This window comes from Bacteroidota bacterium (genome assembly GCA_034723125.1).
GTDB lineage: Bacteria > Bacteroidota > Bacteroidia > CAILMK01 > JAAYUY01 > JAYEOP01.
The window spans coordinates 1-6,609 of record JAYEOP010000001.1 but is presented as its reverse complement, the minus strand read 5'-3'; the positions used below and the strand labels follow the sequence as shown (position 1 = coordinate 6,609).

At 31.5% G+C, this 6,609-nt stretch carries 6 protein-coding genes; 2 read left to right on the top strand and 4 right to left on the bottom strand.

Features of this window, described 5'->3' with window-relative positions:
- The 4 genes from U9R42_00030 to era form a co-directional block, all read right to left on the bottom strand.
- On the bottom strand, positions 1 to 755 hold a 755-nt coding region (locus U9R42_00030; protein ID MEA3494406.1), incomplete at its 3' end, for a succinate dehydrogenase/fumarate reductase iron-sulfur subunit.
- Between the two features lie 24 nt (positions 756 to 779).
- On the bottom strand, positions 780 to 2,720 hold the full coding sequence (locus tag U9R42_00025) for a fumarate reductase/succinate dehydrogenase flavoprotein subunit (GenBank protein MEA3494405.1): 1,941 nt from the start codon (positions 2,718 to 2,720) through the stop codon (positions 780 to 782).
- Positions 2,721 to 2,775: 55 nt separating this feature from the next.
- Complete coding sequence (locus U9R42_00020; protein MEA3494404.1) at positions 2,776 to 3,453, bottom strand: succinate dehydrogenase cytochrome b subunit; 678 nt, start codon at positions 3,451 to 3,453, stop codon at positions 2,776 to 2,778.
- 116 nt (positions 3,454 to 3,569) lie between these two features.
- Positions 3,570 to 4,454: a GTPase Era gene (era, locus tag U9R42_00015; protein MEA3494403.1), complete on the bottom strand. Its 885-nt coding sequence runs from the start codon at positions 4,452 to 4,454 to the stop codon at positions 3,570 to 3,572.
- A 1,520-nt stretch (positions 4,455 to 5,974) separates the two neighbouring features.
- On the opposite strand from era, the gene U9R42_00010 reads away from it, so the two are divergent.
- Together U9R42_00010 and U9R42_00005 are read left to right on the top strand one after the other, a co-directional pair.
- On the top strand, positions 5,975 to 6,154 hold the full coding sequence (locus tag U9R42_00010) for a hypothetical protein (protein ID MEA3494402.1): 180 nt from the start codon (positions 5,975 to 5,977) through the stop codon (positions 6,152 to 6,154).
- Between the two features lie 64 nt (positions 6,155 to 6,218).
- On the top strand, positions 6,219 to 6,609 hold a 391-nt coding region (locus U9R42_00005; GenBank protein ID MEA3494401.1), incomplete at its 3' end, for a hypothetical protein.

Genomic DNA, 6,609 nt, shown 5'->3' with positions numbered 1-6,609 from the left:
TAATACTGCAAGTCTTTTACAAATTTCCCAACAAAGTACTCTTTATTCATTCGGGCAATATTTAGGATTTTTATTTCTTTAGGACATTCTGCTTCACAAGCACCTGTGTTTGTGCAGTTTCCAAATCCTAGTTCATCCATTTTTGCAACCATTTCCTGAGCTCGTTTTGCTGCTTCAGGTCTTCCTTGTGGTAAAAGTGCAAATTGAGATATTTTTGCAGAAACAAATAACATAGCAGATGCATTTTTGCAAGTTGCAACGCAAGCACCACAGCCAATACAAGCAGCAGCATCCATAGAAAGTTCAGCATCGGTTTTATCTATTGCAATTGCATTAGCATCGGGAGTACCTCCTGTTGCTGTGGAAATGTATCCACCTTCTTGAATTATTTTATCAAATACTGTTCTGTCAACAACAAGGTCTTTAATAACAGGAAAAGGTCTTGCCCTCCAAGGTTCAACAACAATTGTATCACCATCTTTAAATTTTCTCATGTGAAGCTGGCAAGTAGTAATGGCATTATCAGGTCCGTGTGCTCTGCCATTTAAATATAGAGCACACATTCCGCAAATACCTTCACGGCAGTCATGGTCATAAGCTATTGGTTCTTCTCTTTTGTTTATTAGTTGTTCATTTAAAATATCCATCATTTCAGGAAATGATGTTTCAGCTGTAATATCTTTAATTTTATATGTAACAAATTTGCCTTTTGCTTTAGCGTTTTTTTGTCTCCAAACTTTTAATTTAAAATCCATAGTGTTTATTTTTTATGCTAATGCTTATTTATAATTTCTTTGTTTAACTTCAATATCTTCATATTTCAATTCTTCTTTATGTAATACAACATCTTCATTTTCACCTTTATATTCCCATGCTGCAACATAAGCGTAATTTTCATCATCACGTAAAGCTTCTCCTTCTTCGGTTTGATATTCTTCTCTAAAATGCCCGCCACATGATTCATTTCTGTTCAATGCATCTTTTGCCATTAAAATTCCTAATTCAAAGAAATCGGCTACTCTACCTGCTTTTTCTAATTCAGGATTAAAATCATTTAACTCTCCGGGAACATATACATTTTTCCAAAAATCATCTTTAAGTTCTGTAATTAGTCTTATTGCTTTTGTCAGTCCTTCTTCATTTCTTGCCATACCAACATAATCCCACAGCAATTTCCCCAATAATTTATGATAATAATCTACAGTTTTGGTACCCTGAATATTTATAAGTTTATCCAGTCTTGCTTTTGTTCCTTTTTCAGCTTCATCAAATTCAGGCAGATCTGTTGACATTCTTTTAACACCTATTTGGTCAGCAAGATATTTTTGAATTGTGTAAGGGATAACAAAATATCCATCTGCAAGACCTTGCATTAGAGCTGAAGCACCAAGCCTGTTTGCACCATGGTCAGAAAAATTCGCTTCACCAATAGCAAAAAGTCCTGGAACAGTTGTTTGTAAATCATAATCAACCCAAATACCACCCATTGAATAGTGAGCTGCCGGATAAATCATCATTGGTGTTTTATAAGGATCAACATCAACAATTTTTTCATACATTTGAAATAGGTTTCCATATCTTGCTTCAATTACATCTTTACCAAGTCTTTCAAGTGCATCAGTAAAATCAAGATAAACAGCAAATCCTGTGTCACTAACACCATAACCTTCATCACATACTTCTTTACCTGCACGTGAAGCAACATCTCTTGGAACAAGATTCCCAAATGCAGGGTATCTTCTTTCAAGATAATAATCTCTTTGATCTTCGGATATTGTTGTTGGGTCTAACTTTCCTTCTCTTATTTTTTTAGCATCTTCTTTACTTTTTGGCACCCAAATTCTACCGTCATTTCTTAAACTTTCACTCATAAGAACACGCTTAGACTGAAAATCACCATGAGAAGGAAGGCATGTAGGATGAATTTGAGTAAAACAAGGATTGGCAAAATAAGCACCTCTTTTATATGCTTTCCAAATAGCAGTAACATTTGAGTTCATAGCACTTGTTGAAAGAAAATAAGCATTAGCATATCCTCCTGATGCAAGTACTACTGCATGAGCAAAATGTCTTTCAATTTCGCCTGTAATAAGATTTCTTGCAATAATTCCCCTTGCTCTTCCATCTACAATGACAATGTCAAGCATTTCATGACGATTATACATTTCTACATTACCTTTCTTAATTTCTTTACTCATTGCTCCATAAGCACCAAGAAGTAATTGTTGTCCGGTTACTCCTCTTGCATAAAATGTTCTTGAAACCAAAGCACCACCAAAAGATCGATTAGCTAAATCTCCACTATATTCTCTAGCAAAAGGAACTCCTTGTGCTACGCATTGGTCAATAATTTCATTACTTACTTCTGCAAGCCGATAAACATTAGCTTCTCTTGATTTATAATCACCACCTTTAACAGTGTCGTAAAAAAGTCGATAAATACTATCTCCGTCATTAGGATAATTTTTTGCAGCATTTATTCCACCTTGTGCTCCAATACTGTGTGCCCTACGGGGGCTATCTTGAAAGCAAAATGTTTTTACTTTAAATCCTAACTCTCCAAAACTTGCAGCAGCAGATGCTCCTGCAAGTCCGGTTCCTATAACAATAATATCTAACTTTCTTTTATTAGCAGGATTTACAAGGTCCATTTTTGATTTATAATCGGTCCATTTTTGTGCTATTGGACCCTCAGGTATTTTTGAATTAAGTTTTGCCATGTTAATATCTTGAATTTTATTTCAAATTATTCTTTAAATTTAATATTTCCTTTTTTTATACCATATATAGGTAGATTGCAATAAAAGCATAACCTACAGGAATTATAATAGAGTATAAAGTTCCTGTTGCTTTAATTATTGATGAATACTTGCTATTGGAAACTCCCAGTGTTTGAAAAGCAGACTGAAAAGCATGATTTAAATGAAAAGCCAGTATTACAAAAGCAACAAGATAAATTATTAGATAAGTAAGGATATGGAATTTTGCAAAAACCAGTGCTGCCATATCATGCATTTCTTTACCATTAATCTCAACACTATGAATGTCTCCAAAGAATTTTGCTCTTATATAAAAATCCAACATGTGAATTACCAAAAAAGTTAAAATTATCACGGCAGTATGTATCATCCATTTTGAGAAAAATGATGTTTGTGATGTCAAATTTTCAATTTTATATCTTTTTGGTCTTGCAAGCCAATTTTGAATTTGTAATACAATTCCATAAATAATGTGAATGAAAAATCCTAAAAATAAAACAATTTCAAAAATTTTAACAATCACATTTGTACCCATAAAATGAGCGGCAATATTGAACCAATCAGATGATTCTCTTAACAAGAGTAAATTAAGTCCTAAATGAACTACTAAAAATATAATCAGGAAAAGCCCTGCTAAAGCCATTATTAGTTTTTTCCCTACGGAGGAAGTAATTGCAGTAATAAACCAATTCATTAGTTAATTTTTTTAATTTCACAAAATTTAGTTCTGCAAAAATATAAAAAAATCATCAAACAATATTTGTTTTTTAACAATAGGATATTTATTTAAAAAAAATAAATATTTTTAAACTAAACATTATAACCATATCTCTGAAGGAAAAGTTTGTTGTTTCTCCAGTTATCTCTTACTTTAACGAACAATTCAAGAAAAACTTTATTTTCAAAAAAAGTTTCCATGTCAATTCGTGCTTCTGTACCAATTCGTTTTAATGCACTACCATCTTTACCAATAAGTATTGGTTTTTGTGATTTTCGTCCTACAATTATATCTGCACTTATTTCCGTAATTTTTTCTTTTTCTATAAATGAATGAACAATAACCTCAACAGAATATGGAATTTCTTGTTTGTAATGCAAAAATATTTTCTCCCTTATTATTTCCGAAGCAATATATCTTTCACTTTTATCGGTAATTATATCCTCTGGGAAATATGGCTCGTGAACAGGTAACTTTTCTTTTAAATAATTTATTATGCTTGTTATGTTAAAATTGTAAAGTGCAGACAAGGGAATAATATCTTTTTTATCAAAAAGTTTTTCCCATTCATCCACTTTTGTATCAAGCACATCCTGACTTATAAGATCAATTTTATTAATAATTAGATAAATTGGGATTTTTATCTTTTTAATTTTCTCAATATTTTCAAGGTGCTTCTCTATATCATCCTTAGCATCAGTCATGTAAATAATTATATCAGCATCATCATAGGCTTGATTTATATCTTTAATCATTGATTTTTGAAGCTCATATTTTGGATTTAAAATACCGGGAGTATCAGAAAAAACTATTTGATAATTTTTTCCTGAAAGAATTCCAAAAATCCTTTGCCTTGTTGTTTGAGCTTTGGGAGTAACAATAGAAAGTTTTTCACCAAGGAATTTATTAATTAATGTTGATTTACCAACATTAGGATAGCCAATAATATTTGCAAAACCTGACCTGAATTTTTCCATTTTATTAAGGAATAAGCATTTGAATTTGAAGAGCAAAGGTAAAAGAATTTAAGAAATGGAGTTAAATTGCGTAATAATAATTTTTTATGGAAGAGTTCAGTTGGCAGTCAAGAACAGTCTTCAGTCAGCAGTCTTCAGTCAACAGTCAAAAACAGTCAACAGTCGGCAGTTCGCAGTCAAATTCCAAATAAACAAAAAGAAGTACTTAGAGTACTTAAAGTGCCTAAAGTACTTAAAGTTATGTGTTACGAATAAACAGATAAACAAATAAACAATTCCTACGGCAACAATCCATAAAATCGTCATTGTGAGGGAGGTACGACCGCGACAATCTCTGGCTTTTTAGCAGAGGTAGTCAAAAAAGCATCCTACTCTTATTCAGTCAGATTGCCACAGTCATTCTTCCTTCGCAATGACGGTATGTTGGATCTTTCAAATAAACAAATCACCCAATAAACAATTCTAAAAAACTCAAATTATGGGCTTCGGTGCAAAACAAAATACTGTGAAAATTTTAACTTTACCGCCTACTCCTTCTTTATTTTTAGAGAAGGCAGGGATGAGTTTAAAAAATATAAAGTTAAAATTTTAACAACTCAGCAAAAAGTTTCACAAATGCTTTCAAATCACCAAATCACCAAATAAACAAATAAACAATTCTCACAATAACAACCCATAAAATTGTCATTGTAAGGGAGGTACGACCGCGACAATCTCTGGCTTTTTAGCAGAGGTAGTCAAAAAAGCATCCTACTCTTATTCAGTCAGATTGCCACAGTCATTCTTCCTTCGCAATGACGGTATGTTGGATCTTTCAAATAAACAAATCACCCAATAAACAATTCTAAAAAACTCAAATTATGGGCTTCGGTGCAAAACAAAATACTGTGAAAATTTTAACTTTACCGCCTACTCCTTCTTTATTTTTAGAGAAGGCAGGGATGAGTTTAAAAAATATAAAGTTAAAATTTTAACAACTCAGCAAAAAGTTTCACAAATGCTTTCAAATCACCAAATCACCAAATAAACAATTCTCACAATAACAACCCATAAAATTGTCATTGTAAGGGAGGTACGACCGCGACAATCTCGGGCTTTTTAGCAGAGGTAGTCAAAAAAGCATCCTACTGTTATTCATCAGATTGCTTCAGTCATTCTTCCTTCGCAATGACGGTATGTTGGAGCTTTCAAATAAACAAATCACCAAATAAACAAAACCTGTCCGTATGGATAAACAATTCTAAAAAACTCAAATTATGTGCTTCGGTGCAAAACAAAATACTGTGAAAATTTTAACTTTACCGCTTACTCCTTCTTTATTTTTAGAGAAGGCAGGGATGAGTTTATAAAATAAAAAGTTGAAATTTTCACCATTTCCAGCAACTAAACAAATAATTTAAAAAAAATTCACTTTTTTTGCTTACCTTTTACACTTTAAATGTACTAACAAATAATTGAACAATTTTTTATGAATTTTATTTTACGTACCTTTGAATAATATTTCTATTTAGCATATATAAATGAAAAAACTATTAGTCATATTTTTTTTGATAACTGTTTCGTTAAATTCTTTTGCACAACGTGAAGCAAAAAACTGGTATTTCGGCAAAAATGCAGGAATCAAATTCACAGATACCTGTACTGTTTCACTAACTGATGGAAAAATAAATACATGGGGGGGGAAATGCTACTATTTCTAATAAATATGGCAATCTTTTATTTTATACGAATGGAATAAATGTCTATAATAAAAGCCATAACATTATGGATAATGGAACAAACTTATATGGACACAATTTATCATCACAATCTGTCCTTATAATACCCTATCCTTCAAATCCTAATTTATATTATATCTTCACTACAGACAATTATTACAACAACCATGGTGTTTGCTACTCAATAGTTGATATTTCGTATAATAGTGGAAATGGGAAAATAATATCAAAAAATAATCAAATATTGACAAATGGAGTTAATAAAATTAACGCCATTAAGCATAGCAATAATGAGGCAGTATGGTTAATAACACATAAGTATATGTCAAAAATGTATGTTTCATTTCTTATTAATAAAAATGGTATTGATACTTCAAAGATATATTCTAATGGAAATGTTTTTCTTGACTGGTCTTATGATAAGGCAGGATATATAA

Bases quoted from the DNA above. Each gene is read 5' to 3' on its own strand.
- U9R42_00025 (MEA3494405.1), bottom strand. From the start codon at position 2,720: ATGGCAAAACTTAATTCAAAAATACCTGAGGGTCCAATAGCACAAAAA.
- U9R42_00020 (MEA3494404.1), bottom strand. From the start codon at position 3,453: ATGAATTGGTTTATTACTGCAATTACTTCCTCCGTAGGGAAAAAACTA.
- era (MEA3494403.1), bottom strand. From the start codon at position 4,454: ATGGAAAAATTCAGGTCAGGTTTTGCAAATATTATTGGCTATCCTAAT.
- U9R42_00010 (MEA3494402.1), top strand. From the start codon at position 5,975: ATGAAAAAACTATTAGTCATATTTTTTTTGATAACTGTTTCGTTAAAT.